The organism is Pseudoalteromonas sp. P80D2 (assembly GCF_036680945.1).
Classification (GTDB): Bacteria; Pseudomonadota; Gammaproteobacteria; order Enterobacterales; family Alteromonadaceae; genus Pseudoalteromonas; species Pseudoalteromonas shioyasakiensis.
Genome location: NZ_JAZDAR010000022.1, coordinates 45,628 through 69,247 on the forward strand (window position 1 = coordinate 45,628; position 23,620 = coordinate 69,247).

At 41.9% G+C, this 23,620-nt stretch carries 23 protein-coding genes; 14 read left to right on the forward strand and 9 right to left on the reverse strand.

Annotated features, from left to right (window positions below):
• Positions 1-48: 48 nt before the first annotated feature.
• From minC to minE, 3 genes are read left to right on the forward strand one after another with little or no spacing between them, the layout of a single operon-like run.
• The gene (minC, locus tag VRK28_RS02805) at positions 49-753 is read left to right on the forward strand and encodes a septum site-determining protein MinC (RefSeq protein ID WP_054552049.1); all 705 of its coding nucleotides are present in this window, start codon (positions 49-51) and stop codon (positions 751-753) included.
• Positions 754-758: 5 nt separating this feature from the next.
• Positions 759-1,568 (forward strand): septum site-determining protein MinD, encoded by an 810-nt coding sequence (minD, locus tag VRK28_RS02810; RefSeq protein ID WP_054552048.1) that lies wholly within the window; start codon positions 759-761, stop codon positions 1,566-1,568.
• 1 nt (position 1,569) lies between these two features.
• On the forward strand, positions 1,570-1,833 hold the full coding sequence (minE, locus tag VRK28_RS02815; protein WP_054552047.1) for a cell division topological specificity factor MinE: 264 nt from the start codon (positions 1,570-1,572) through the stop codon (positions 1,831-1,833).
• Between the two features lie 39 nt (positions 1,834-1,872).
• On the opposite strand, the gene VRK28_RS02820 is transcribed toward minE, so the two are convergent.
• Positions 1,873-2,289: a GNAT family N-acetyltransferase gene (locus tag VRK28_RS02820; protein WP_062565625.1), complete on the reverse strand. Its 417-nt coding sequence runs from the start codon at positions 2,287-2,289 to the stop codon at positions 1,873-1,875.
• Between the two features lie 73 nt (positions 2,290-2,362).
• On the reverse strand, positions 2,363-5,152 hold the full coding sequence (locus VRK28_RS02825) for a TonB-dependent receptor (RefSeq protein WP_332393223.1): 2,790 nt from the start codon (positions 5,150-5,152) through the stop codon (positions 2,363-2,365).
• Positions 5,153-5,542: 390 nt separating this feature from the next.
• Here VRK28_RS02825 and VRK28_RS02830 point away from each other — a divergent pair, with 390 nt between their 5' ends.
• The gene (locus VRK28_RS02830) at positions 5,543-6,271 is read left to right on the forward strand and encodes a copper homeostasis protein CutC (RefSeq protein ID WP_130167599.1); all 729 of its coding nucleotides are present in this window, start codon (positions 5,543-5,545) and stop codon (positions 6,269-6,271) included.
• A gap of 2 nt (positions 6,272-6,273) precedes the next feature.
• Positions 6,274-7,134 (forward strand): BadF/BadG/BcrA/BcrD ATPase family protein, encoded by an 861-nt coding sequence (locus tag VRK28_RS02835; RefSeq protein ID WP_253048727.1) that lies wholly within the window; start codon positions 6,274-6,276, stop codon positions 7,132-7,134.
• On the opposite strand, the gene VRK28_RS02840 is transcribed toward VRK28_RS02835, so the two are convergent.
• A complete protein-coding gene (locus VRK28_RS02840) occupies positions 7,131-7,856 on the reverse strand; it encodes an AraC family transcriptional regulator (protein ID WP_054552042.1) in 726 nt (241 codons plus the stop codon). The genes VRK28_RS02835 and VRK28_RS02840 overlap by 4 nt on opposite strands.
• 162 nt (positions 7,857-8,018) lie before the next feature.
• On the opposite strand from VRK28_RS02840, the gene VRK28_RS02845 reads away from it, so the two are divergent.
• The 7 genes from VRK28_RS02845 to VRK28_RS02875 all read left to right on the forward strand — a co-directional run bounded on the left by VRK28_RS02845 (position 8,019) and on the right by VRK28_RS02875 (position 15,548).
• Complete coding sequence (locus VRK28_RS02845) at positions 8,019-9,179, forward strand: Gfo/Idh/MocA family protein (protein WP_253048729.1); 1,161 nt, start codon at positions 8,019-8,021, stop codon at positions 9,177-9,179.
• Between the two features lie 6 nt (positions 9,180-9,185).
• On the forward strand, positions 9,186-10,238 hold the full coding sequence (locus VRK28_RS02850; RefSeq protein ID WP_250660573.1) for a sugar phosphate isomerase/epimerase family protein: 1,053 nt from the start codon (positions 9,186-9,188) through the stop codon (positions 10,236-10,238).
• 34 nt (positions 10,239-10,272) lie between these two features.
• The gene (locus VRK28_RS02855; RefSeq protein WP_253048731.1) at positions 10,273-11,493 is read left to right on the forward strand and encodes an MFS transporter; all 1,221 of its coding nucleotides are present in this window, start codon (positions 10,273-10,275) and stop codon (positions 11,491-11,493) included.
• Positions 11,494-11,517: 24 nt separating this feature from the next.
• Positions 11,518-12,210 (forward strand): 3-keto-disaccharide hydrolase, encoded by a 693-nt coding sequence (locus tag VRK28_RS02860; RefSeq protein ID WP_253048733.1) that lies wholly within the window; start codon positions 11,518-11,520, stop codon positions 12,208-12,210.
• 1 nt (position 12,211) lies between these two features.
• Positions 12,212-13,891, forward strand: a complete 1,680-nt coding sequence (locus tag VRK28_RS02865) for a GMC family oxidoreductase (RefSeq protein ID WP_253048735.1) — start codon at positions 12,212-12,214, stop codon at positions 13,889-13,891.
• 2 nt (positions 13,892-13,893) lie between these two features.
• A complete protein-coding gene (locus tag VRK28_RS02870; RefSeq protein ID WP_130167604.1) occupies positions 13,894-14,649 on the forward strand; it encodes a gluconate 2-dehydrogenase subunit 3 family protein in 756 nt (251 codons plus the stop codon).
• A gap of 68 nt (positions 14,650-14,717) precedes the next feature.
• Complete coding sequence (locus tag VRK28_RS02875; RefSeq protein WP_253048737.1) at positions 14,718-15,548, forward strand: sugar phosphate isomerase/epimerase family protein; 831 nt, start codon at positions 14,718-14,720, stop codon at positions 15,546-15,548.
• A gap of 80 nt (positions 15,549-15,628) precedes the next feature.
• On the opposite strand, the gene VRK28_RS02880 is transcribed toward VRK28_RS02875, so the two are convergent.
• Positions 15,629-15,880: a hypothetical protein gene (locus tag VRK28_RS02880; RefSeq protein ID WP_062565637.1), complete on the reverse strand. Its 252-nt coding sequence runs from the start codon at positions 15,878-15,880 to the stop codon at positions 15,629-15,631.
• An 856-nt stretch (positions 15,881-16,736) separates the two neighbouring features.
• On the opposite strand from VRK28_RS02880, the gene VRK28_RS02885 reads away from it, so the two are divergent.
• Positions 16,737-17,183 (forward strand): hypothetical protein, encoded by a 447-nt coding sequence (locus tag VRK28_RS02885; RefSeq protein WP_062565639.1) that lies wholly within the window; start codon positions 16,737-16,739, stop codon positions 17,181-17,183.
• 43 nt (positions 17,184-17,226) lie between these two features.
• Here VRK28_RS02885 and rnd read toward each other — a convergent pair whose 3' ends face one another.
• From rnd to VRK28_RS02900, 3 genes are all read right to left on the reverse strand, one after another.
• Entirely contained in the window at positions 17,227-18,357 is a 1,131-nt protein-coding gene (gene rnd, locus VRK28_RS02890; protein ID WP_062565640.1) for a ribonuclease D, read from the reverse strand.
• Positions 18,358-18,405: 48 nt separating this feature from the next.
• A complete protein-coding gene (gene fadD / locus VRK28_RS02895; RefSeq protein WP_332393228.1) occupies positions 18,406-20,067 on the reverse strand; it encodes a long-chain-fatty-acid--CoA ligase FadD in 1,662 nt (553 codons plus the stop codon).
• A 117-nt stretch (positions 20,068-20,184) separates the two neighbouring features.
• Complete coding sequence (locus tag VRK28_RS02900; protein WP_253048739.1) at positions 20,185-21,036, reverse strand: alpha/beta fold hydrolase; 852 nt, start codon at positions 21,034-21,036, stop codon at positions 20,185-20,187.
• Between the two features lie 110 nt (positions 21,037-21,146).
• On the opposite strand from VRK28_RS02900, the gene VRK28_RS02905 reads away from it, so the two are divergent.
• Positions 21,147-22,436: an alkaline phosphatase gene (locus tag VRK28_RS02905; RefSeq protein WP_062565643.1), complete on the forward strand. Its 1,290-nt coding sequence runs from the start codon at positions 21,147-21,149 to the stop codon at positions 22,434-22,436.
• An 84-nt stretch (positions 22,437-22,520) separates the two neighbouring features.
• On the opposite strand, the gene VRK28_RS02910 is transcribed toward VRK28_RS02905, so the two are convergent.
• Both VRK28_RS02910 and tsaB read right to left on the reverse strand, forming a co-directional pair.
• Positions 22,521-22,844, reverse strand: a complete 324-nt coding sequence (locus VRK28_RS02910) for a hypothetical protein (RefSeq protein WP_062565644.1) — start codon at positions 22,842-22,844, stop codon at positions 22,521-22,523.
• A gap of 76 nt (positions 22,845-22,920) precedes the next feature.
• On the reverse strand, positions 22,921-23,613 hold the full coding sequence (tsaB, locus tag VRK28_RS02915) for a tRNA (adenosine(37)-N6)-threonylcarbamoyltransferase complex dimerization subunit type 1 TsaB (RefSeq protein WP_062565645.1): 693 nt from the start codon (positions 23,611-23,613) through the stop codon (positions 22,921-22,923).
• Between the last annotated feature and the right edge of the window lie 7 nt (positions 23,614-23,620).

Genomic DNA, 23,620 nt, shown 5'->3' on the forward strand with positions numbered 1-23,620 from the left:
GTGTTTATACTTAAATAATGCTAATCCAGACAATTCAATTGAGCGTGTATGTCGGAACAAATTTTTGAATTAAAAGGGAACCTTTTTACGTTATCTGTTTTACATTTATTTTCAGCAGATACAGCCCTTTTAAGTAAGCAGTTAGATGAGAAAATCGCCCAAGCACCTAAGTTCTTTGCCGGTGCGCCTATCGTAATCAACTTAAGCGACGTACAAGATGAAGCGCTTGATTTCTCTTTCTTAAAATCAATGTTAAGCGGCCTTTCGTTAAACCCTGTTGGGGTTTGTAATGGCTCTCAAGAGCAAAACGAAAGCGCAAAAGCTGCGGGCCTGTCGGTGTTAAATTATTCACAAGACGTTAAGGGTGCAACCGCTAAACAACAAACAAATACATCTATCGTTGAAAAAACCGTTCACCTGCCTGCGCAAGTTATTCATGGCACTGTACGTTCGGGCCAGCAAGTGTATGCAAAAGACCGCGACCTAATCGTAATTGGTGCTGTAAGTCATGGCGCCGAAGTGATTAGCGATGGCAACGTGCACATTTATGGCACCCTTCGCGGCCGTGCAATTGCAGGGGCTAAAGGTTACAACGAAGCAAATATATTTTGCCAAAAATTAGAAGCAGAACTTGTTTCGATTAATGGTAGTTATTGGATCAGCGACTCTCTACAAGGTGAACACTGGGGCAGCGCAGTACAAATCCAACAAAAAAATGATTCATTAGAAATTTCAGCTTTGGTTAAAGGATAAATCTCATGGCAAAAGTGATTGTCGTTACTTCTGGTAAAGGTGGTGTTGGTAAAACCACATCGAGTGCTGCGATTGGCACAGGTTTAGCGCTTAAGGGCTTTAAAACCGTTATTATCGACTTTGATATTGGTCTACGTAATCTTGACCTTATCATGGGTTGTGAACGCCGTGTTGTTTATGATTTCGTAAACGTAATCAATGGCGAAGCTAACCTAAATCAAGCACTTATTAAAGATAAGCGCGTTGATAAGCTGCATATTTTACCTGCCTCACAAACCCGTGATAAAGACGCCCTAACCCGTGACGGTGTTGAGCGCGTATTAAACGAGCTGAAAAAAGATTTTGATTACATTGTGTGTGATTCTCCAGCGGGTATCGAAGCTGGTGCAATGATGGCAATGTACTTCGCTGATGAAGCGATTGTAACAACGAACCCAGAAGTATCATCAGTACGTGACTCTGACCGTATTCTTGGCATTTTACACAGCAAATCAAAACGTGCTGAAGAAGGCCTAGAAAGCGTAAAAGAACATCTACTATTAACTCGCTATAATCCTGAGCGTGTTGAAAAAGGCGAAATGCTTTCGGTAGAAGACGTACAAGAAATCTTAGCGATTAAACTACTGGGCGTTATTCCTGAATCACAAGCTGTACTTAGTGCATCGAACTCTGGTCAACCGGTTATCCTTGATGGTGAATCGGATGCAGGCCAAGCATACACAGATGCAATCAATCGTTTATTAGGCGAAACTGTTGATTTTCGTTTCTTAGACGTAGAGAAAAAAGGCTTATTTAAACGGATTTTTGGAGGTTAATGTGTCTTTACTTGACTACTTCCGCTCAGAAAAGAAAAGCAGTGCGTCATTAGCAAAAGAGCGATTGCAGATCATTGTCGCGCACGAACGTTCACAGCGTGGTACACCAGATTACCTACCACAGCTAAAACAAGACATCCTTGATGTTATTCGTAAATACGTGAATGTAAACACTGATGCTGTTCAGGTGCAGTTTGACCAAAACGAAGATGACTTAGCCGTACTTGAGCTAAACGTCACCTTACCTGACGAAGAAAAGAAATAGTCAAAATTGGGCGCTTAGTTTTTATAACAGCGCCCTTTTTTATTTCTGCCACTGCATATGAAACTCATAGTCGTCTTCGCCTAGAGTTTTAAACCCTGCCCGCTGATATAGCCCATAAGCTGGATTCGCTTTTAGCACCGTTAAATTGATCTCTGCTGTTTGCGCTTTGAGTGCATCTAACACCTTAGTGCCTAACCCTTTGCCCTGCTCTTTAGGTGCAATTTGTAGCTGTAATAAACTGATTGCTTGGTCACTCACGATGAATTTGGCTGCGCCTACACATTGCCCATCATTTAACACTAAATGACTGTATTCAAAGTGCTCTGCTACTCTTGCTTTATGCTGCTCAAGTGATAAAAATAACCCCTGATTTTCTAAGTGCTCAACCATGGTATTTAATCTTAAGTCGAGTAAATAGGCTTTGTCTTGCTCCGTTGTTTTTACAAATTCAATCATTATTGTCTTAAAAAAGAAAAAGGTACTTTAATAAAAGTACCTTTTTAGGTTGCAACAAACAACATCTCTTGGGTTAGAAATTATAATTTGCGCCTAGGTAAAAACGGCGGCCTGAATATTGGTTATAGGTAAAACGATTGCTTTGTTTCCAATATCCTTCTTCTATTTCTTCTGTTAGGTTCACCACTGACGCGGTAAACGAAAGATCCTCTGTTAAGTTATACGAAGCATTCACATCTAGCTGACCATAATCTTTGGTATACAAGTTGTAGCCTTGGTGAATACCGTTGGCACGGTCATCTTTCCAGTTGTAAGACGCACGAACACTAAAGTCGTCATTTTCAAAGTACACCGACACATTATATTGGTGCTTAGCGGTACCTGGTATTTCGGCCTCTGTTTTTTGCCCGTCTGTCGAGACTTCGCTGGTGCTGGTATCTGTGTAGGTATAGTTAGTTAAAATACCAAAACCATTATCAAATGAGTGCTGGAAGAACAGCTCTAAACCTTCTGACTTTGCATCACCACCACCTACTTTGGTGTTCATTTCGACTTCTATTGGGCCGTTACAGCAATCGTGTTCACGCTCTACAATTTCTACGGTCGAAATTGGTAAATTAGAAATATCTTTAGAGAATAACGTGGCACCCAGTGCAGAGCCATCGCCGTAATACCATTCAATACCCAAATCGAATTGATCAGATAACATAGGTTCAAGGCCTGTGTTTACCGAGGTACCATTACCACGGCCAGTCCATGAATCTGGCGAGTTAATATTAACTGGAGGACCGTATGACTCTGCTTGGCTTAAGTCTGAATAGCTCACTCTTGCCATGGTGCGTGCTGCTGCAAAGCGCACCACAAGATCTTCGGTTGCATCCCATGCAAGGTTAAAGCTTGGTAGTACTTCACTGCCATCGCTACTGCGCTCATTTGGATCGGTATCGTCATCGTCTTGACCAATGACATCATCGTAGGTCAAGGTGCTAAGCTCTGTATTAACATAGCGCACACCGACATTACCGCGGAAGTCTTGCCATTCAAAATCAGCTTGGGTGTAAACGGACCAAATTTTTTCTTCTAGGGCGTACGTGCCCGAAAGTGTTGGCACCACTGTTTGGCTAAAGTTTTCTTTTAAGTAGTTATCAAGGGCTCCAAAATCAAATGCTAAGAAGTTAAATGCACCTGTATCACCTGCACTGTTATCAACTACATGGTCGCTTACCAATGTTGGTGCATCTGGGTGAAAATCTGGATTATGGAACCACTCAGTTCCTGGTAAGTAGCCGCGGTAGCCACCGTTATCCGCTATACCGTCATCCCAACGAAAGTCGTTACGAATACCTTTGATTTCGTGGTCGCGGTATTTAGCACCTACATACACACGGGTGAAAAAGTTGCCATCAAGGTCAAATTTTACATCTGTTTGAATGTAATCTTCTGAGTCTTCATTTTCAGATGAGTAAGAGTCAAACCAATCATAATACTGGTATGCTTCTTTATCGGTGGCTAAATCAGTCGACACTTCGTAGCTTGGTTTTCCGTTTTCAATAGACCACAACCAGCTGTTTACTGAGCCTAAACGTGCATCAATATTGGCGTAGGTTTCTTTTGAAGTTCCGCCTTCAGCTTCAGTATGACCAAGTTTTACTGTAATGCTGTAAGTGTCGCCATAATAAGTACCTTCAAAATCATAGGTGTTTGATTTTGACTCGCCAAAACGCTCACGTCCTGTTAACTGCGGTGATAACAAACCACGGCGAACAGCCACACCACCATTTACATCGGCATCACCCCAGTTATTATCATTAAGTAAACCATTATCGCCATTACCGTAGGCAACCACAGTATCGCCATCAAGCACAATGCCGTAATACGGGTTGTGGTTATCATTCCACTCGGCAAAGGTAATGCTTTGCCCTGTTTGGTCGTAGCCTAACTTGGCACCAAAATAGTTAAAGTTTAAATCAAGTCTGTCACTCGGTGCCCACTGCACAGCGACTTGATAACCATCGCGTGTACGGTCTTGGTTTGAGTTATTAACACTCATCGCACGAGGCGCCCATACATTGTTGTAAACTTCGCCAGTGGCTTGGTCTACCAGCGCTGGACGCTCTGCGCCTTCAACGGTATCTGAGTGAAAACGCCAGTGTGATGCGTTGTTAGTGATGGTTGTTACGGTGCGATCTTGACGAGTAAAACCGGCCAATACACCAAAGTTTTCGTCTTCATTTTTCCATGAATACAGCATGTTAACTTGCGGCTTTGTGTCCTCAGACACATCATCGTAAGTCACCTCGGCACTTAACGCCCCTGAGTTTGCTTCCATCTCGAGCGGTTTACGGGTGTGTAAAATAACTGTACCACCAATACCGCCTTCATCGATGCGTGCTTCAGCACTTTTGTACACTTCTACACTTTTGATCATGCTTGAAGGCAATAACGTGTAATTAAAACTACGGGTAGGAGTACCTGAACCTGATGAAGCAATATAGTTACCGTTTAATTGGGTGAGAGTCCAATCTGGTGACGTACCACGAATACTCACGCGGCTACCTTCGCCACCGTCGCGGTCAATCAAAACGCCCGATACACGTTGCAATGAGTCAGCGACGTTTTTATCGGGAAACTTACCAATATCCTCTGCGGTGATTGCATCAACTGTTGCCGTTGAAAGTCGTTTTATTGCTAAGTTTTCTGCGGTTGAAGAACGAATACCTCGAACTTCAATCACTTCTACATCATCATTTGCTTGCTCTGCTGCATAGCTTGTATTGATTGCCGCCAGTAGCGAAATCAAAATTGCATTACGCTTAAAATGCCTTCCTTGCCCTTTTGTTTTTATTACAGTTTGCTTGCCCATGCCTATCTCCAGTTGTGTGTTCTGTTTTTGTATAAGAGGTTTTAGCCCCTGCAAAAACGATTTATTGTTGTCGGTTTTTAAACTGATTATTGGTAGTTAACAGCTTGTTAAACTCAAACTCAGAATAGGGTGAGTGGTCAAAAAGTGATAATAAAAATTCGGTGAGAGATATGACAAAATCGGCGTTAGGAATATTTTATATTCATTTTTATACTTTCTGAATTATAGTTAAGCTCAGCGAATCTGAGTTAACTGGCTCAGCAAAACAAACTCAAAAATACATTTAAGATATTGATAATAAATAATAATTTAACATATTGCGTATTTATTGATGACTCAGAAATTGAGTGACTAAAAAATAGGTGTAATAGATATGGTAAAAACACGCCCATGAAAAATGGTAAATTTCTTGAAGTATGCCTAAACGAAGGGTGCTTTAAGCAGCTCGCTAACAACATTTCAATGGCTAGTAACTTAGGCGCAAAGCGCTTTGAATTGTGCAGTAATTTACACCTAGGTGGCTTAACACCAAGTGTTAATGCGATTGATTGCGCTGTAAAAAGCCTGACTAATAGTGCAGAGTTAGTGGTGATGATACGCCCCAAAGCAGGTAATTTTATTGTTTGTGCTGAGTGCCACCAAGTTATGCAAAAACAAATAACAATGGCAGCGAGTGCGGGAGCGCATGGCGTGGTATTTGGGGCAGTTAAACACGGCGAACTTGATTTAGAAGTGACCCGCTCTTTAGTTGCCACAGCCAAACAGCATGGTCTGATGGTGACCTTTCACCGTGCATTCGACACCCTAACAAACCCGTTAAGCGCACTTGATAAACTGATTAGTTTAGGAGTTGACCGCGTATTAACAGCAGGCACGCCGTGGCAAAGCGGCCAAAGTGCTGTTGATGGCCTAAATCAGCTCAACACATACTTAGTGCACAGCGCTAATCAGATAGAAATTGTTATGGGGGGTGGTGTGACCATAGAAAACGCTGAAGCTCTTTGGCAATTAATAAAAAACCATTCAGCCAATGCAGCTGTGCATGTACACTCATGTGTGCACAACGAAAACGGTGCAATTAACGCTGAGGCTATCAATAAGCTTCTTTCAAAGGATTAATCATGGCAACGTATTTTTTAGGTATCGATGGCGGTGGCAGTAAGTGTAAAGTTCGTTTAGAAAACGAAAATGGCTCACTACTTAGCGAAGCCATAAGTGGCTCAGCAAACGTGGCCACCAGCTGCCAACAAAGCCAAGAGTCAATACTTCACGCTACTGAACTTGCTTTTCATGAGGCAGGGCTTGCCTTAAGCGAGCTGAAAAACACTTATGCGCATGCAGGGCTTGCCGGTGCTAATATCGACTCTGCCTATCAAGCTATGACCAAATGGGAGCATCCTTTTGCCAAGTTTACCCTCTCAACAGACATGCTAATTGCCTGTAAAGGCGCACATCAACACCATGATGGCGCAGTGATTATTCTTGGTACGGGCTTTTGTGCGGGTTACCAACAACAAAACCAATTTAGCGAATTAGGTGGTTACGGATTATTACTGAGCGATGGTGCCAGTGGTGGTTGGTTAGGCTTACAACTTTGCCGAAAAGCATTTGCAGTACTTGATGGTGTTGCGCATAGTTCAGCGGCTATAGATGCCCTACTCACCCAACTTAACTGCCACTCAAGCCAAGCGTTAAGTCAGCGTTTAATATCAGCGCGCCCGGCTGAGCTTGCCAAATTTGCGCCGCTCGTTTTTAGCCATTCTGACGATGCTTTTTGCCAGCAATTAATCAATGAAGCGTGCGCATACATTACCCGCTATATCGCTTACTTTGAAAAGCAAGGTATTGAAAACGTTACTTTGATGGGCGGTATTGCTAGTGCTATCACGCCTTACTTAACTGATGCCAGTAAAGCGCATTTAACCCGCGCCCTTGCCAGTGCAGAGCAAGGGGCTATTTTAATGGCAAGAGAGGCAATTTAATCACCTAATTGCGAGCGCATTTGTGAAGGGATTTCACCAAACAAACGCCGAAATTGTTTACTGAAGTAACTCGGTTCAGAAAACCCGCACTGGTAGGCCACTTGTGAAATGGGCAGTTGCGTTTCAATCAGTAGCTTGCGGGCATTTTCTAGCCGCACTTCGTTAATAAATTGATTGGGTGTTTTTGCTAAGTGCTTTTTAAAACGACGCTCTAAGGCGCTCACCGACAAGTGTGCAAGCTCTGCTAATTCATCAATGCTGATCTGACGATGATAATGCTCGCGAATAAATTTTACCGGCTCTTCAATTGCCCTTACATGAGAAAGCGCTTTTGAGGTTTTTTGTAAATGTCGGGTCACTCCGTAAGTGCCGATCACATTGCCATCGTGATCTTTTAAAGCATGCTTTGATGTAGAAAACCAACCAAGCTCACCTTGTTGGGTTTGGTTAAGCTCTAAACGGTCGGTTACTATGTAGCCTTCCATCACCCGTTTATCGTCATTGACGTATTGAAACGCGAGGTGTTTTGGTGAAAAATCGAAGTCTGTTTTTAGCAATATTTGCTCCAGTGTTTTATAACCCTGATGCTCAATAAAATGCTGATTACAATGCAAGATTCTACTATCTGTGTCTTTTACCCAAAAGAGGATATCTGGCAGTAAATCAAATGCAGCAATTAGCTGATTTACGCCAGCTTTTTTTATTATTTCTTGAATATCCATCGCTTAATTTTGTCTCAATAAAGAACAGCCCTATATATTTTAAACGCCGATTTTGTTGCATTGTCAACCGAATTTTTATTAGCGCTTATTGGCTAAGCTTTCCTATTATCAATAACATGATATTAACAGTAGCAAACACTATTTAAATTAGGAGCGCTTAAGATGAGCAAAGCTAAGATCCGCATGGCAATGGTAGGCGGTGGCGATGGTGCCTTTATTGGCGCTATTCATCGAATTGCAGCGCGATTAGACGGAATGATTGAGCTTGTTGCAGGTGCATTCAGTTCAGACGCAAACAAATGTAAAGCAACTGGCGAACTACTTGGGCTTGATAGCAGCCGCTGCTACGACAGTTACCAAACGCTATTTACCGAAGAAGCAAAATTACCTGCTGATGAGCGTATCGATTTTGTGGCTATTGTCACGCCAAACCATTTGCATTTTCCGGTCGCGAAAATGGCGCTTGAGCACGGCTTTCATGTGTTATCAGATAAACCTGCAACGCTGACTCTTGCAGAAGCAGAGCAATTACAAAGCATTATTGCAAAACAGCAAGTTTTATATGGGTTGACCCACACTTACACTGGTTACCCTATGGTCAAAGAAGCCAAGCATCGCGTTAAAGCTGGCGAGCTAGGCAGAATACGTAAAGTGATTGTTGAGTACACCCAAGGCTGGTTATCTCAAAGTGAAGACGAGGGCTCAAAGCAAGCGAGCTGGCGTCTAGACACCAGTAAGGCTGGCATTAGTTGTTGTATGGGCGATATTGGCGTGCATGCAGCTAACTTAGCCGAGTATGTCTCTGATCTCGAAATCACCGAGCTTTGCGCCGATTTAAATCATGTGGTTGAAGGCCGAGCCCTCGATGATGATGGCACTGTGCTGCTTAGATTCAATAATGGCTGTAAAGGCGTTTTACTGGCAAGCCAAATTGCTGTTGGCGATGAAAACAACTTACGCCTGCGTATTTATGGCGATAAAGCCAGCCTTGAATGGTCGCAACTTGAGCCTAATAACTTATGGCTACGAGGCCACAATCAAGCCGCAACATTACTTAGAGCAGGCGTGGGTGAATTACACCCTGACACGCAAAATGCCCTGCGTGCCCCTGCCGGCCACCCAGAAGGTTACCTTGAAGCATTTGCCAACATTTACAGCAATTTTGCAGCACAAATTCATGCATTTAAGCAAGGCGATAACGCAATAAATTCAGCATTTGATGTGCCAGGCATCAATGAGGCTGTGCGTGGTATGGCGTTTATTGAGCATGTTGTTGCTTCAGCTAAACAAGATACTAAATGGCACAAATTACAGATTGGATAATAAAGAATGAATAAAATCAAAGGGCCAGCAATATTTTTGGCGCAGTTTATTTCAGAGCAAGCCCCGTTCAATAGCTTTCAAGGTTTATGTGAATGGGCAAGCGGTTTAGGTTACAAAGCGATTCAAGTGCCAACCTCAAACCCTGAAATTTTCGATTTAGAAAAAGCAGCTCAAAGCCAGCATTACTGCGATGAAGTCACTGGTATTGCCACAGAGTATGGACTTACAATTTCAGAGCTATCAACACATTTGCAAGGCCAGTTAATTGCTGTACACCCTGCGTACGATGAAATGTTTGATAACTTTGCCGCAGAGCATGTAAAAGGTAACCCTGCAGCGCGAACAAAGTGGGCAACAGAGCAACTGATGATGGCTGCTAAAGCAAGTAAAAACCTTGGCTTAACAACCCATGCGACATTCTCGGGTTCTTTTTTATGGCATACCTTTTACCCGTGGCCACAGCGTCCACAAGGGCTTGTTGAACAAGGCTTTAGTGAACTTGCTAAGCGCTGGTTACCCATTTTAGATTGCTTTGACGAGTATGGCGTGGACGTGTGTTATGAATTGCATCCGGGTGAAGACCTACATGATGGTGTGACATTTGAGCGCTTTTTAGCGGCAACCAATAATCACCCACGCGTGAATATTCTTTATGATCCGAGCCATTTTGTATTGCAACAGCTCGACTATTTAGCGTTTATCGATATCTATCATTCGCGCATTAAGGCGTTTCATGTCAAAGATGCCGAATTTATCGCAAATGGCCGCTCAGGTGTTTATGGCGGATTTCAGAACTGGCAAGACCGACCGGGGCGTTTTCGTTCTTTAGGTGATGGCCAAGTAGATTTTAAGCAAATCTTCAGCAAGTTAACTCAATATGGTTTTGATGGTTGGGCTGTACTTGAATGGGAATGTTGCTTAAAGCACCCAGAAGATGGGGCAAGAGAAGGCGCTGAGTTTATTAAAGCACACATAATAAACCCAACAGACAAAGCCTTTGACGATTTTGCCAGTGGCGCAACAAACACTGAGCGTAATAATCGAATTTTAGGTTTATAAAACCGACAACAATTGAACACACAGGACACACAATATGGACAACAATAATTATAACCGCATAGTCTTTCGGCTTTGCTGTATAGCACTGATTGTGACCTCTATGACCTTTGCCATTCGTGCTGGTATTTTGGGTCAACTTGGCAGTGAGTTTGGCTTAACCGACACCGAATTAGGTTGGGTTAATGCCATGGCATTTTTAGGTTTTCCCGTTGCGACTATGGTCGGCGGTATTATTTATAATGCCATTGGCGCTAAGAAATTAGTGGCTTTAGCGTTTATTTGTCATTTACTTGGTCTTGTTTTAACTATCACTGCTGATGGTTTTTGGGGCTTACTGGTTTCTACCTTTTTAATTGGTTTTGCCAACGGGGCTGTTGAAGCGGGCTGTAATCCACTGATTGCAGAAATGTACCCTAAAAACACCACCACTATGCTAAACCGTTTTCATGTTTGGTTCCCTGGAGGCATTGTGATAGGCGCACTTGCGTCGAATTTTATGTCGGGATCGGGTTTAAACTGGCAATGGCAAGTGGCGTTAATTTTAGTTCCTACGGTTATCTATGGCGCTATGCTGATCAAAGCACAATTCCCACGCTTTGATACACGCACTCACTCTACCAGCAGCAATATTCGCCACTTATTTACGCCGTTATACATCTTTTTAATGGCCTGCATGACGTTTACCGCAACCACTGAATTTGGCACACAACAATGGATTGAGCGTATTTTAGGTTCATCGGGTGCATCTCCTATGGTGGTATTAGCCTTGATCACTGGCCTAATGGCGGTTGGTCGCTTCTTTGCAGGCCCTATTGTGCATAAGCTCAACCCTACCGGTGTATTACTTGGCTCTGCCATTTGTGCAAGCTTAGGTATCTTCATGATGAGCCAAGCCGAGGGCAGCATGATTTATATGGCAGCCATATTATTTGCACTTGGCGTTACCTACTTTTGGCCAACCATGCTTGGCTGCGTTGCTGAATACATTCCAAAGTCAGGGGCGCTGGGTATGTCGTTAATGGGCGGTGCAGGCATGTTTGCTATGAGCATCTGGAACCCTGTAATTGGTAGCTGGATAGATACGGCACGCTCATCAGCAGAAGCAAGTGGCGCAAGCGCAGAACAAATTGAAATTTTAGCCGGACAGGCTGTATTACAAAACCTACTGATCTTCCCAATTATTTTAATCGTCGCATTCATTGGGTTGCATTTAGTAATTAATAACAACAAACGCACCGAAAAATGTGCGTCTTAAGCAAGTAAATCGTCGAGGAACACTATGTTTAAATCTCTTAAAGCACTGACTTTAATGCTCACCGTTAGTAGCTGTGCACTCGCTAATGCGGCTGACAATCAGCTTACACAACAAGAAAAGCAAGCTGGCTGGCAGTTGTTGTTTGACGGCAAAGATATGTCGCAGTGGCGTAATTTTAAAAGCGAATCTTTAAATCCTGCATGGGTCGTTGAAGATGGCGCTATGACATTAACCAAAGGTGGTGGCGACCTGCTTACTAAAAAGCAGTACCAAAACTTTGAATTAAAGATCGATTGGAAAATCTCTACCAAAGGTAATAGCGGTATTTTTGTATTGGCTGATGAAACCGGACAGATGATTTACTCTCATGCACCTGAAATTCAAATTATCGATAACGAAGAACACCCAGATACCGAAATTGACTCGCACTTAGCAGGTTCGATTTACGATTTATTTGCTGCACCAGTTGCGGCGCACAAGCCAGCAAATAGCTGGAACCACGTGCGTATAAAAATGCAAGACAACCACTTACAAGTTTGGCAAAACGGTATTAGCACCACCAGCATTGTGATTGGTAGTACAACATGGAATACCCTTGTTAAAGGCAGTAAGTTTGCAACTTGGAAAAACTTTGCAACGGCTGAGCAAGGTCATATTGGGCTTCAAGACCACGGTGACAAAGTGTGGTTTAAAAATATAAAAATCAAGGAGCTATAAGATGTCTGAATTTAAACACAAGGTATTGGTTGTTGGCTCTGGTGCTGGTGGTGCAATGGCCGCTTATACACTAACTAAACTTGGTCACAAAGTGTTATTACTTGAAGCGGGCCGTAATTATGACCCGAAAACAGAAAGCCCAATGTTTCGTCGTAACAGCGAAGCCCCGCTTATGGGTGCAGGTAACAAAGACAAAAACTTTGGCTTTTACGATGCAACCGTTGATGGCGGCTGGCAAGTACCTGATGAGCCATACACTAGCGCCAAAGGGAGCGACTTTTATTGGTGGCGCGCCCGTATGTTAGGTGGTCGAACAAACCACTGGGGCCGCTATTCATTACGCTTTAGTGAGCACGATTTTAAAGGTAAAAGCCGTGATGGTCACGGTGCCGACTGGCCATTTGAATACGCTGATTTAGCACCTTGGTACGATAAAACAGAAGAGCTTGTTGGCGTATGTGGCACTAATACAGGCCATGAAGATATGCCAGATTCGTCACCGGGTATTTTACAGCCGCCACCAAAACCGCGTGTGCCTGAACTTCTAATTGCCGCTTCTGCAAAGAAAATGGGCATTCAAGCAGTGCCGATGCATCGCGCGGTATTAACTCGCCCGAAAGATGATCGCATGGCGTGTTTTTATGCAACACCTTGTGGCTCTGGTTGCTCAATTGGTGCTGCTTTCCAAACTACGACATCATTACTGCCAATGGCAAAAGCCACCGGAAACTTAAAAGTCATTACCGATGCTATGGTTAAATCAGTTAAGGTTGATGAGCAAGGTAAAGTCACGGGCGTCACTTATGTTGATAAACACACAGTAACGGAACACGCTATTGATGCCGATGTGGTTATCTTAGCGGCCAGCGCCTGTGAATCAGCACGTATTTTATTAAACTCAAAGAATAAAAAGCACCCGAAAGGCCTTGCTAACTCAAGTGGCCAAGTAGGTCGAAACTTAATGGATTCGACGGGTGCATGGTTAGGTGCGCAAATTCCGGCACTTAAAGGTCGCCCACGTTATAACGAAGATGGACATACCGCTAACCACTTATTTATTCCTTGGTGGGGTCATCAAGCACAAGCTAACAATGAATTAGATTTCCCACGAGGTTATCACTTTGAAATTGGCAGTGGCTTTGGTCAGCCGGGCTCGGGGGTGTCGGGTGATAAACAAGGTTATGGCCCTGCCCTTAAACAACAAATTCGTGAAGCATATGGCTCTTACGTTGGCTTTGCGCTGCGTGGCGAGATGTTACCGAACAAAGATACCTACATGGAAATTGACGAAAACGTTAAAGACAAATGGGGTATTCCAGTATCAAAATTCCACTTTAAGTGGTCTGACAGAGAATTAAAGCAAATCGAACATGGTTTAAAAACCGCGAAACAAATTCTAGAAAACATGGGGGCGACCGTTGGCGAACTCCCGCCTGCTGAAAAAGCAATTTCAAAAGGTGGCGAAATCATTCACGAAGTGGGCACCACACGAATGGGCAGCTCAAAGAAAGACTCAGTCACCAATCAATGGGGTCAAACATGGGATTGTAATAACCTATTTGTAATGGATGCGGGCGTATTTGCTTCTAACCCTCATAAAAACTGTACGCTCACCATCATGACACTGGCAATGCGTAATTCAACTTGGCTTGCTCAACAAATTGATAACGGGGTACTTTAATTATGCATCATCGTAACGAACACGACTCATATAACTATGTTTCTAACATGAGCCGCCGAGAGTCTTTAAAATGGCTTGGCTTATTAGCAGCAGGCTCAGCGGTTGGTTTAACTGCAGGTTGCACAAAAGCACTTGAAGATGACGGTGCAGTCTCTGCAAAAGAGCATTGGCCTGATTTAGATATTAAGCCTGTGACCGCTAAAGGCTATGGTCAAGACCCTAATTTGGTGATGCCACCAGAATCACCTTGGCCACTAACCTTAACCGCAGACGAGCTTACGTTAGTAGCGCTATTAGCTGATTACATTGTGCCACGCGAGGGCGCTATTCCTTCAGCCAGTGAGCTAGAAGTACCGGCAGTTATTAATGAATGGGTGAGCGCGCCTTATGAAGGCCAACAACGCGATAGAATTAAAATTTTAAATTCATTAGCGTGGCTTAACGATGAAGCGCAGCTTCGCTTTAAAAAGCAATTTGTTGCACTTAATGAAAAGCAACATCGCGCTATTTTAGACGATATTGCGTTTTTAAACGAGCAAACACCTGCGCAATTTCAGCGTATTGGTAAAGCCTTTTTACGCTTTAAAGAGTTAGTGCTTGCTGCCTTTTTCTGTACACCTGAAGGCTGTAAAGACATTGGTTACCTCGGTAATGTGCCTATTGCAGGTGATTACCCTGGCCCTTCTGATGAAGCAAAAGCCCATTTAGATCAAGTTTTAGCTGAGCTTGGTTTAAGCGAGTACGCCTATACCGATTAACTTTCCCCCTTGTGTTATTTGTAACACAGTGCAGGGGGTCACTCCCCTGCTTTTTTTAGGATTTAAGTATGTTTAAAACCCGCATTTTATTGCTCATTATTAGCCTTGTATTTAGTGGTCAATTATTCGCAAAACTGCCAGTGAGTGTGCAATTGTGGTCAGTCAAAGACACCTTAAAAAATGACTTTAATGGTACGCTTAAATCACTTGCCGAAATGGGATTTTACGGCGTTGAGTTTGCCGGAGATTTTGGCCCATACTCAAATAACCCAGCGGCCTTAAAAGCAAAGCTCTCTGAATTAGGTTTAGTTGCCAGTAGTGCCCACATCGGCTTTGATGCTCTCACCGAAAGCACTATTGATAGCACACTGCTGTTTTACAAAACCCTTGGTGTTACCACACTCTATGTACCTTGGGATGAGCGAGCATGGCATCCTGAAGGGGTTAAGTCACTGGTTAAAGAGCTCACTAAAGTTAGTGATTATGCAACTCGCTTTAATATGAAGATCGGTTTTCACAATCATAATAAAGAGTTTAATGCATTTAATAACGCTACATTTTGGGATTATATTGCCAGTAACACACCCAATACCATGCCATTGCAGTTAGATATTGGCTGGGTTAATTACGCAGCTAAAGATCCAATCTACTTTATTAAAAAGTACCCTAACCGCACGCTTGCTACGCACATTAAAGTTCGTACGATTGAGGGTAGCAACATGAGCCCGATTATCGGCGAAAACAATATTGATTGGCCTGCCATCATCGATACTTTAGAGTCGCACGGCAACACCAAGTGGTTAGTGCTTGAGCAAGAAGAATACCCAACTGGATTAACCCCACTACAAAGCGTTGCTAAATCGAAACAAAATTTAGATAAAATTTTACTTGGTTTGTAAGGTTATTATAGGAATGAGCTCGCTTTAAACACGTGAGCTCATGGCTTGGATTTAAAAAGTCGTTCACTCATAGCTCTATATTAAGGTTCATCTTGCCAAGAGCTACTACCTTCAGTACGTTTTGCAAAGCTTTCTGGTTTCCTAATTGGTTTATCTATGCTTTTATAGAATATCAAGATTCCAGCTCCACCTATGACGGGGAGTAACCAAACCAGAACTATTTGTGCTACTTTTTGAAAAGTTTCAAAATCATTTCTTTTATAAATTTCTAAACTAATCAAAATATTGAACACTATTAGCAACCCCAAGCCTGCTAGTGTATAGTTTTCCATATCTTAATTCTATTGATGTCAAAAACATTCAGTAAAAACGACCGAACGACGGCTTAAATTGTTTGTTATACGCTTTAAAACGAACAGCTAATCGTCCTTTCTTCGGTGTTTAAAGATAAATCGCCCAAATTGAAAACACAAAACCAAAAATACAATGAGAAATATAAGTCCATTTACCCACTCAGGCAAAAACTCCACAATCTTCGGAGCAATGAGTTTTAGAATACCGAAAACTGCTACGATGAGAAGAATGAATGCAGTCCCTTTCACAAAAGCACTCCTAAATTTCCGTTCAATGCATCTGTTTATATTTTAAAATACCAACGTCAAAATTAATTGCGGGAATATCCTTAAATGTACCACCCATCTAGCATAGGGACAAAAAGGATGGCTATATTAACAAGCGGGGACGATTCACATTCTTTAATCCCAGCATGTTCCTCCCAGATCTACAGCGGTTTGTTATGTGGCTTACCTCTTTGATATAGTTTTAACAAATTACTTAAGGCATTGCTATCACAAGTTTTTTAAAATCTTTTATGTAAAATTAAATACATTAATATGCTCGCGTCGATCATTTTAATAAAAATATGTGCAAAGAACAGCTTGGCAGTTTTCAATGGCTCATAATCCTTAATGAAGATATATAACGTGACTTATTCTACCAACCTATTTTACATTTATTCTTATATCTTTCATCGTTTAACATCTTATTTAATTTCAACAAGCTAAATAAAGCACAGCATTAAAAATTAATAATAAAACATTAAAAATAGCGTTTACTTTCATTTGTTCGGCAGATTGTTTTATCTAAGTAGCGAAGTACTATATTAAAAAAGCCTCTCAGGGACTGAGAATGAAAGTATTGAATTTAAGGAAGAGTTCAGAGAAAAGCACACTTGCGATCCTCGTGACTTTAGCCGTCTTAACATTGTCTATTCTAAAAGCGACATCCCAAAAGCATCCACTTTATGACCTGCTTTTGCTGGCTTTTATGCTTACATCGTTAATAATTATTTTATTGGTATTGAGCAGTAAAAATGAGCTGACTATATGTCGACACGGTATTTTTTATAGCTCAGCGTTTGGAAATGTTCATATTGAACCAAACAAAACTAAACTAATTAAACAATACTCTAAATATGGTTTTAATTGTGTGGTAATCATTGGTCATGGCTACTTTATATTCGCGCCATTTTATTATTTAACGTCGAAACAAAAACAACGACTTAAAAGATATGATAATAACTTACTGCATTGGCTAGAGGTTACGCGTAAACGCAGTAAGTTTCAGGGCTTTTAGTACGAATACAAAGCATACAAAAGCCCTTTAAAAAGTTAGTTACTTAGTTTTGCCACTCTTTAAGTACGTCTTTCACATACTCATAGCGCCATGAGTTAAACAGATCTGGCTTTGATGCAGCTTTACGCTCATCGGCATCGAGCTTCCAATTCCAGCTGATCAGTTGGTTAATCTGTTTTTTAGAGGCCAATACATCTTCAGGAATACCCTGCTCTTTTGCAGCTTTGGTAATTTTTTGTTTAATATCTTTAGCCGCTTTTTTGTATGCCGGAAAATCAATTAAACGTTTTAATTGTGCAGGTTGTTCGCTATCAGGAACGGCTTTACCACGCTCAATACATTTTAAAATTTCAACACCCGAACGGTTCACTTCCATTGGCTCAACACCCGGTACTCTGCGTAACGCATTTAGACTTGCAGGCTTACGCTTAGCAATTTCAACCATGTTATGCTCTTTTACCACGAAGTTAAGCGCGAGGTTTTTGCGCTCTGCCTTTTCACGGCGCCATGCGGCAAGTTCGCGTAATACTGCTAAGTCGTGCGGTCGTAATTGCCAAGCATTTTTAATATCTTTATAAAGCTGATCTGCTGGTGGTTGGTAAGCACGTTTTTGCGCGACTAACTCGCTTTCGCTGATCACGATGTCAAAAAAGCCAGCTTCATCAATTTGTTTTTTAATAATTTCAAAACAAGGCAGTAAGTGATACGTATCGGCAGCGGCATAATCTAGTTGTTTTTCTGTTAGCGGTCGCTGTAACCAGTTAGTGCGCGATTCACTTTTATCTATTTCGATATCAAGTAACTCTTTAACCATGTGGGCAAAGCCCATGCAGTTTCCATGACCTAGTATTTGTAGAGCAAATTGGGTATCAAACAGCGGTGTTGGTACAAAGCCAGCGTATTTTTGAAACACTTCAATATCTTCTGACGGTGAATGCAATACTTTTAACACCTCTGGGTTTTTAAGTACTTGCCAAAAATCAAAAAGCGACAACTCAGCCAGTGGGTCGATTAACGCTAAATGCTCACCATCATATACTTGAATAAGTGCAACTTCAGGGTAAAGCGTACGACGACGCATAAACTCGGTATCAATTGCCAGTACCGGTTTTCCTGTTATTTTTTCTACAAAATCATTTAATTGATTTTGAGTTTCGATCAGTTGATATTGCACTTATACCCCTTTCTTTACCATAAAAAAGCCGGCTAATGCCGGCTTTAATTATTTTTCTTCGTCCTTTAAGGCTCTTCTTAGAATCTTACCAACGTTTGTTTTTGGTAGTTCATCTCTAAACTCAACGAGTTTAGGCACCTTATAGTTCGTTAAATTATCACGACAGTGCTTTATTATATCTTTTTCAGTTAAAGATTGATCTTTTTTCACGACAAAAACTTTAACTTGTTCGCCACTGACCTCATGAGGGATACCGATTGCCGCTACTTCAAGCACGCCATCGTGCATAGCAACAACTTCTTCGATCTCATTTGGGAACACGTTGAAGCCAGATACAATAATCATGTCTTTCTTACGATCAACAATATAGAAGAAACCTTCATCATCGTAAGTTGCAATATCACCTGTTGCAAACCAACCGTCTTTTAAGCACTCGGCTGTTGCATCAGGGCGGTTATAGTAACCTTGCATAACTTGTGGGCCTTTAACCCAAAGCTCGCCTGGCTCACCTTTCGCTGCTTCTTCACCATTTTCAAGAATAAGCTTAATATCAGTGCTAGGAGCAGGTAAACCAATTGAACCGTTATAACCTTCAAGGTCGTAAGGGCTAACAGTTACAAGTGGTGCACACTCAGTTAGGCCATAACCTTCCATTAATTTGGTTTTTGTTACAGCTTGCCATTTTTCAGCAACTGGACGCTGTACCGCCATGCCACCGCCAAGTGACATTTTTAGGCTTGAGAAATCAAGTTCAGCAAAACCTGGGGTATTTAGTAAACCGTTAAATAGCGTATTTACACCTGTTACCGCAGTAAATTTGTGTTGTGCTAACTCTTTTACAAAGCCAGGCATATCACGAGGGTTTGTAATAAGTACGTTTAAACCACCGTATTTCATAAATGTTAGGCAGTTCGCAGTCAAAGCAAAGATGTGATAAAGCGGCAGTGCTGTAATAACCACTTCTTTTCCGCGATCTAAAACGTTATCTAGACAACCTGAAACTTGTTCAAGGTTACCAACCATGTTGCCATGCGATAGCATTGCACCTTTAGATACACCCGTTGTACCGCCTGTGTATTGCAAGAATGCTAAGTCGTTTAAATCAACATCTGGCTTTTTATAGCTTGCTTCGTTACCAGCAAGTGTATCGGCAAATTTGATTACATTTGGCAATGAGTAGCTAGGCACCATTTTCTTAACGTGCTTAACCACAAAGTTAACGATGTGCTTTTTAAGGCCGCCCACCATATCACCCACTTGGGTAACCACAATGTGCTTAACGTTGGTTTTTGGTAATGCTTTTTCTAGGGTATCGGCAAAGTTAGCAAGAATGAAAATTGCTGATGACTCTGAGTCATTTAACTGATGCTCTAGTTCACGCACGGTGTAAAGTGGATTTACGTTTACCACTACACAGCCTGCACGAAGAATACCTAAAATAGTTACAGGCGTTTGCAGTAGATTCGGCATCATCACCGCTACTTTATCGCCTTTTTTCAGACCAAGATCATTTTGAATGTACGACGCAACACGTTTTGTAGCACTGTCTAACTCACTATAGGTCAACACTTTACCCATGTTGGTAAAGGCTGGAAGGTCACTATAGTCAGCAAAACTTTTTTCAAACAAGTCGAGTAGCGAGTGATAATGCTCAGGGTCGATTGTTTCAGGCATACCTTCTGGGTAGCGTTTAAGCCAGATTTTTTCCACTCTTAGCTCCTGTTTATAATTATATTTTTTAATAACCTTAATCTAACTAAGGCCGTTTCTCAATGGAGTAAATACTCTAATGGTGCAGATAATCCCACATTTGGTGCAATTATACAATTAACTTGCTTTATACTGCCCAATAAATGCATGAATGTGCTCTAAGGTTAATGCAGGACTTTGCATATGGCAATGGTGACCTCCAGGTATCTCATGAATTTTTAACTCCTTGTAATATTTACCATATGCCTCTAGGTTATCCCTAACGAAAGGGTAACCCTTATCCCCTAAGATAAGCTGACATGGTGCGTTAATTTGTTTGATGGTTGCAATACATTGTGCCTCATCAAAGCGAAATCCTGAGTGATTTTTAAGCTTAGGATCGGTTGTTAAATACCACTTACCTGCTTTTTCGTAACTATTCCGTGTCATTAAAAGCTCTGCTTGTGGGTATTCAAGGTCGCCACTTGCAAGCCTTGCACTAATAATGTGCGCTATTGAGTCAAATGCACGAGGGCCTTTGCTGTTTACCCGCGCTCTATTTAATATCGCTTTACGAAGTTGGCCGCTCATTTCATTGCTGTTGGTTGTAACGCAGCCAATTCCCTCAATAAAGTTTACCGATGCCACCTTTTCAGGGAAGCAGCTCGCAAAAACGCCAGCGACCATAGCGCCCATAGAATGGCCAACTAAATGCACTTTCGTTACATCAAGCGACTCAATAAACTTATAGACGTCATCAATGTAGTCAATAAAGTAATAATGGGCGTCACTACTTCGCCAATCAGATAAACCATGGCCAGGAAAATCAAGGCAATACCAACGCTGATTTAGCTGCGCATTTTGTAACATAGGTATGTAACTATGTGCGTTATCAAGCCAACCATGTAAGGCAATCACAACCTCTTCGCCATCACCAAAGGTTAGGCCATGCATTGCCTGAGTGCCAGTTTGAAAAGAAAAAGGTTGCACAATTACTCCTATTTATTAAGCGTTTCAACTTAAAGGCGTTTATTTATCGTCTGGCTAGTATACAATAATCCTCGCAGTATAAATAAGGGCACAATAATAAGGTTACATCAATGAAATTAAAATTAAGTCTTTTAGCATTATTATGCTCAGCAGGCTCAGTAATGGCTGAATCAGCACCAAAAAACATCATTTATATGATTGGTGATGGTATGGGCCCGGCATACACAACTGCATATCGTTACTTTAAAGATGATCCAAATACTAAAGTTGTTGACCCAACTGTTTTCGATACTATTTTGCGTGGTATGGCACATACCTACCCTGACGATCATACCTATGTAACAGACAGCGCAGCAGGTGCAACAGCTCTGAGCAGTGGTCATAAAAGTTATAATGGCGCAATTGCCGTTGATACTGATAAAAAACCAGTAAAAACCATGCTTGAGGTTGCTAAAGAGCGTGGCATGACAACAGCACTCGTAGCTACTTCGCAAATCAATCACGCTACACCAGCAAGCTTTGCTTCACACAACGAATCACGCCGTAACTACGACGAGATTGCTAACGACTATATCGATAACAAAATCGCAGGTAAATTACCGGTTGATTTAATGCTAGGTGGCGGCACGAAATATTACGTTCGTGAAGACCGTAACCTTGTAGAAGAGTTTAAAGCGGCTGGCTATCAATACAGCGATGACTTTGCAGCAATGAATGACTTAAAGCAAGTTCCTGCTCTTGGTTTATTTGCTGAAGTTGGTTTACCGTTTGCGCTTGACGAAAATCCAACGCGCCTTACGCAAATGACAACTAAAGCACTTGATTTACTTAATGGTCAAAATGACAAAGGTTTCTTTGTGATGATCGAAGGTAGCCAAATTGACTGGTGTGGTCATGCAAACGACATTGCATGTGCAATGGGCGAAATGGATGACTTTGCTAAATCGATTGAACAAGCAAAAGCGTATGTAGATAAAAACCCTGATACCCTGCTTGTTATCACTGCCGATCACTCAACAGGAGGCTTAACACTCGGTGCTCATGGTCAATATAAGTGGGAAACTGACATTGTTAAAGGTGTTAAAGCAACAGCTGGCACTATCACAAAAGATCTACTTGAAAGCGATGACTTAAAAGCAGTATGGCAAAAGTATTCTGATATCGAGTTTACTGATGCAAACAGCATTAAGCTTAGCCAAGCTAAGAAAATGGGCGAGAAAGCGTTGCTACTTGCAGTAAAAGATATCATCAATCATGCCAGCTTCACAGGTTGGACTACTGGCGGCCACACCGCTATTGATGTACAAGTATTTGCCTATGGTAAACGTGCTGAAGATTTCTACGGTTCGCAAAACAATACTGCGATTGCCGACAAGCTGATTGATTTTATTAAACAGTAATTTATATTGAATACAGTCCAAGCATAAAAAAAGCCTAAACATTTTGTTTAGGCTTTTTTTTGTGAATTCAGTTTTACCAATTAGCTAAGCATATACATCAACGCCAATAAGGCTTTGCACTTCGGCGCGGCGCTCTAAGTTAGCAAATTCCGTATAGGTTGAAATAGCGCGACTGGTTTTTGGGTTGCTTGGTTTATCATAAATTGTTTGCTGATAGCTTTGCGACTCAGCTTTAAATTCATCAGCAATAGCAACAGCTTGAGGGCTTGATTTAACATACTCTGTTGACGATTTTTGCTCAGCCGTTTGGTCTGATATCGCTTTAGGCTTATCAGTAACGGTATTTTTACGGCTATATTGACCGGGAATGTCACCGGTATAAAAGCCTGAGCCAATAGGTAAAGTCAAACTCGTAATTCCACATCAAACATGACTAAATTATGTGCCATAACTGACGGGCACGCAAGTCCCGTTATTCTTTCTGTTATTCTCGGCCTGGTAGCTTTTTCCAAGTCACTGTATCACGAACATATTTAGGCTGCGCATTAGCTGCAGTCACCGTTTCACCGTTAGCGAATGCAGTGGCAACCGAGGCCAGCATGTACTTCGCATCAGGCAGTAAAATGTTTTCATTTAAACTTACATTTGCCAGATCTGTAACAAGTGCAGGATAGGTCTGCCAACCCGTCCCCACCGCTGCCGCCGTTGTTTCAGGTAACGTTAGCAACTCAGGTTTAATGACTTGCTCTTCATCAACAAGCGTCATTAAGCCATTATCATCAGCTTTATAATGAGCGTAATAAATCTCACCCATACGTGCATCAATGGCAGAAAACACATCGCTGGCTTGATCTTGTTCAAACGCTTGTTGCGCCATCATCTGCAATGTTGATACGCCAACCAAAGGTAAGCGTGCGGCATAAGCTAAACCTTGTGCAATCGCAACACTGATACGCACGCCCGTAAAGCTACCCGGTCCTTGGCCAAAACCAATTACATCTAAATCGGTTAGTTTACATTGCGCCTTTGCGAGTAACTCATCAATTAAAGGCAAAATCTTTTGGCTGTGCTGCTGAGGGCACTCTTCAAAATGATGAAATGTTTGCCCTTGATAATGTAGCACCAGCGATAAAGCTTCAGTTGATGCATCTAAGGCAAGAATATTGTGTTTAATCATCTAAGTT

Bases quoted from the DNA above. Each gene is read 5' to 3' on its own strand.
- minC (WP_054552049.1), top strand. From the start codon at position 49: ATGTCGGAACAAATTTTTGAATTAAAAGGGAACCTTTTTACGTTATCT.
- minD (WP_054552048.1), top strand. From the start codon at position 759: ATGGCAAAAGTGATTGTCGTTACTTCTGGTAAAGGTGGTGTTGGTAAA.
- VRK28_RS02820 (WP_062565625.1), bottom strand. From the start codon at position 2,289: ATGATTGAATTTGTAAAAACAACGGAGCAAGACAAAGCCTATTTACTC.
- VRK28_RS02825 (WP_332393223.1), bottom strand. From the start codon at position 5,152: ATGGGCAAGCAAACTGTAATAAAAACAAAAGGGCAAGGAAGGCATTTT.
- VRK28_RS02830 (WP_130167599.1), top strand. From the start codon at position 5,543: ATGAAAAATGGTAAATTTCTTGAAGTATGCCTAAACGAAGGGTGCTTT.
- VRK28_RS02835 (WP_253048727.1), top strand. From the start codon at position 6,274: ATGGCAACGTATTTTTTAGGTATCGATGGCGGTGGCAGTAAGTGTAAA.
- VRK28_RS02840 (WP_054552042.1), bottom strand. From the start codon at position 7,856: ATGGATATTCAAGAAATAATAAAAAAAGCTGGCGTAAATCAGCTAATT.
- VRK28_RS02845 (WP_253048729.1), top strand. From the start codon at position 8,019: ATGAGCAAAGCTAAGATCCGCATGGCAATGGTAGGCGGTGGCGATGGT.
- VRK28_RS02850 (WP_250660573.1), top strand. From the start codon at position 9,186: ATGAATAAAATCAAAGGGCCAGCAATATTTTTGGCGCAGTTTATTTCA.
- VRK28_RS02855 (WP_253048731.1), top strand. From the start codon at position 10,273: ATGGACAACAATAATTATAACCGCATAGTCTTTCGGCTTTGCTGTATA.
- VRK28_RS02860 (WP_253048733.1), top strand. From the start codon at position 11,518: ATGTTTAAATCTCTTAAAGCACTGACTTTAATGCTCACCGTTAGTAGC.
- VRK28_RS02865 (WP_253048735.1), top strand. From the start codon at position 12,212: ATGTCTGAATTTAAACACAAGGTATTGGTTGTTGGCTCTGGTGCTGGT.
- VRK28_RS02870 (WP_130167604.1), top strand. From the start codon at position 13,894: ATGCATCATCGTAACGAACACGACTCATATAACTATGTTTCTAACATG.
- VRK28_RS02875 (WP_253048737.1), top strand. From the start codon at position 14,718: ATGTTTAAAACCCGCATTTTATTGCTCATTATTAGCCTTGTATTTAGT.
- VRK28_RS02880 (WP_062565637.1), bottom strand. From the start codon at position 15,880: ATGGAAAACTATACACTAGCAGGCTTGGGGTTGCTAATAGTGTTCAAT.
- VRK28_RS02885 (WP_062565639.1), top strand. From the start codon at position 16,737: ATGAAAGTATTGAATTTAAGGAAGAGTTCAGAGAAAAGCACACTTGCG.
- VRK28_RS02905 (WP_062565643.1), top strand. From the start codon at position 21,147: ATGAAATTAAAATTAAGTCTTTTAGCATTATTATGCTCAGCAGGCTCA.
- tsaB (WP_062565645.1), bottom strand. From the start codon at position 23,613: ATGATTAAACACAATATTCTTGCCTTAGATGCATCAACTGAAGCTTTA.